Below are 2,552 nucleotides of genomic sequence, written 5' to 3' on the forward strand. Positions count from 1 at the left end.
CTGCAATCTCGATATCGATCTTCGACCGTCCGAAATCCGCCAGCAGAACCTGCCCCTGCAGGGCCAGAGAGGTCGACAGGTCCTGACGGAACGGTGCATCGGTCAGATTGACATTCGCCACCCATTCCAGCACCGGCCGCAGACGCGCAACGGCGCTTGCCACGTCTTCATCCGTGGCCCTGAGCACGGCGCGGTTTTGTTCGATGAGATTGGAGGTCTTGTAGGCCGAGACAAGCGCATCGGCGAGCGTTTCGGCACGTGCCGGGGCGCTGAAGGCCAGACTGAGCGCAAAAGCCCCTGCCGAGAGCAGGACCCTTGATGCAAGACCTCGTGTTTTCATCATCTTTCCCGCCGGTTCCTGATGTCTGACCGCCGATTGGCGGGTCACAATGTGAATACGCGTTCTGTCGCAAAGCCCGGAAGGACCGGCGCCGATGCGTTGAACGCAAAGCGCCAAGTCACCCGACCATCGGATTTATGGCCGATGCGGCAAAGGCCAAGGCCGTTCTCCATGAACAGGCAAGCGATGCGTCCGCCTTCCTTCAACTGGTCGAGTATGGGCTGTGGGACGGTTTCGGCTGCCCCCTCGATGGTGATTGCGTCATAGGGACCATGTTTGGCGGCCCCCTCGGCCAATGTCCCTTCGATCACCGCAACGTTGTCGGCACCGGCATCGGCCAGTCGGCTTTCGGCCTGCTGAACAAGCGTCGCATCCTCTTCGACCGCCACGACGGCTTCGACCATGCGGGCAATTACCGCGGCCGAATAGCCATAGCCGCAGCCGATATCGAGGACCAGCTCACCGGCCTGCAGGTCGAGCGCATCGAGCATCTTTGCAAGCGTCCGTGCTTCGAGCATGACACGCCCGCCGCCGATTTCCGTATTGCCGCCGACATAGGCCGCTTCACGCTGCGGGGCGGGAACGAATTCCTCACGCGGCACGCTCAGCATGGCGTCGATGATCGGGAATTTGGTCACGTCGTTGGGGCGGACCTGTGTATCCACCATCATCGTGCGACGGGCAGCGAAATCGGCCATTTGCTGAACTCTTCGGTCTGATATCTGACTGGCAATGTCTTGCCACAGAACGAAGGGGGTAGCAACGGGGCAGGACGCCGCGTGCGGGGTATCGCCGAAAACGGCAGCGCGATCATGCAGGGCTGTCCCGGCCAGAGTGTTTGGTGTCAAACCTGAAGTGCCGATTCTGCCAGAAACGCATACAACGCTTTGATGTTGAATGCGTTTCAAAATTTCCTGGTGTCTCGAGGAAGTCGCGAAACGGGTCAGAGATATCCCTGTTCCCGAAAGCTCACATCACGGGATTTCCCGATGATAAGGTGATCGTGGAGCGCAATCCCCATGACCCCGGCCGCGTCCTGAACCTGGCTGGTGACGGTGATGTCCTGCTCGGACGGGGTCGGGTCGCCGGACGGGTGATTGTGGACAAGGATCAGGGCACTGGCATTCAGTTCGAGTGCCCGCTTTACAACCTCGCGTGGGTAAACCGGCACATGATCGACCGTGCCGCGTGCCTGTTCCTCATCCGCGATCAGCACATTCTTGCGGTCAAGAAAGAGGATACGGAACTGTTCGGTTTCGCGATGCGCCATCGAGGTGCGGCAATAGTCGAGGAGCGCATCCCATGAGGAGAGAACCGCCCGGTTCATCACTTTTGCCCGCGCCAGCCGGTGGGCGGCAGCTTCGATGATCTTGAGTTCCTGTACGACCGCATCGCCTACGCCATCGACTTCGACCAGCCTGTGCTGTGGGGCCGACAGGACCCGGTTGAAATCGCCGAACCGGTCGAGAAGCCGCCGTGCCAGCGGCTTTACATCCTGACGGGGAATGGCCCGAAAGAGGATGAGTTCGAGGAGTTCGTAGTCGGGCAAGGCCTGCGCGCCACCATCCATGAAGCGGGCACGCAGGCGTTGCCGGTGATCCTTGATGTAAGACGGCAACCGACCGGGTGTCAGCGCAACCTCAGCAGCCTCATCGCCCGAAAAGAGCGGCAGAGGGGCTTCATGAAAGGCGCGACTCGGGCACATGGCTCAAGGGTCGCGCGGCATGGTGAAGGAAGGATTAACGACCGTCGTAAGGTGGGTTTAAACCCACCTTACTGTAGGGGCGGCAAATGTAAGGTGGGTTTAAACCCACCTTACCCTTTCATCCCGTCCCAGAAATTCTTCACCTTGGAGAAGAAGGACGAACCTTCAGGGTTGTTGTCCTTGCTGAGCTGTTCGAATTCACGCAGCAGTTCCTTTTGCCGTCCGGTCAGGTTCACCGGTGTTTCCACCGCAACCTCGATCAGCATATCGCCGATGCCACCGCCGCGAAGCGCGGGCATGCCCTTGCCGCGCAGGCGCATCTGCTTGCCGGTCTGGGTGCCCCCGGGAACCTTCACCTTGGACCGCCCGCCGTCGATCGTCGGCACCTCGACATCGCCGCCGAGGGCGGCCGCCGTCATCGACACCGGCACCCGGCAATAGAGGTTCACCCCGTCGCGCTGAAAGAGCGCGTGTTCGCGGACCTCGATGAAGATATAAAGATCACCC

The 2,552-nt window shown here is 60.5% G+C and carries 3 protein-coding genes and 1 pseudogene; all 4 read right to left on the minus strand.

The annotated features are described in order from the left end of the window. Positions 1 to 343, minus strand: a pseudogene (locus WBB85_RS09925) (TolC family outer membrane protein); the annotation flags it as partial. A 41-nt stretch (positions 344 to 384) separates the two neighbouring features. After that, positions 385 to 1,038, minus strand: a complete 654-nt coding sequence (locus WBB85_RS09930; protein WP_432638459.1) for a protein-L-isoaspartate O-methyltransferase family protein — start codon at positions 1,036 to 1,038, stop codon at positions 385 to 387. A 245-nt stretch (positions 1,039 to 1,283) separates the two neighbouring features. Further along, positions 1,284 to 2,045: a RadC family protein gene (gene radC / locus WBB85_RS09935; protein ID WP_432638460.1), complete on the minus strand. Its 762-nt coding sequence runs from the start codon at positions 2,043 to 2,045 to the stop codon at positions 1,284 to 1,286. 110 nt (positions 2,046 to 2,155) lie between these two features. Continuing rightward, the coding region (locus WBB85_RS09940; protein ID WP_432638461.1) for a DnaJ C-terminal domain-containing protein at positions 2,156 to 2,552 on the minus strand (397 nt) is incomplete at its 5' end.

Origin of the sequence: Albidovulum sp., assembly GCF_049646345.1 — a bacterium.
Lineage (GTDB): Bacteria > Pseudomonadota > Alphaproteobacteria > Rhodobacterales > Rhodobacteraceae > Albidovulum.

What these genes read in the sequence shown, in the direction of transcription:
- WBB85_RS09930 (WP_432638459.1), bottom strand. Translation starts at nt 1,038, where the DNA reads ATGGCCGATTTCGCTGCCCGTCGCACGATGATGGTGGATACACAGGTC.
- radC (WP_432638460.1), bottom strand. Translation starts at nt 2,045, where the DNA reads ATGTGCCCGAGTCGCGCCTTTCATGAAGCCCCTCTGCCGCTCTTTTCG.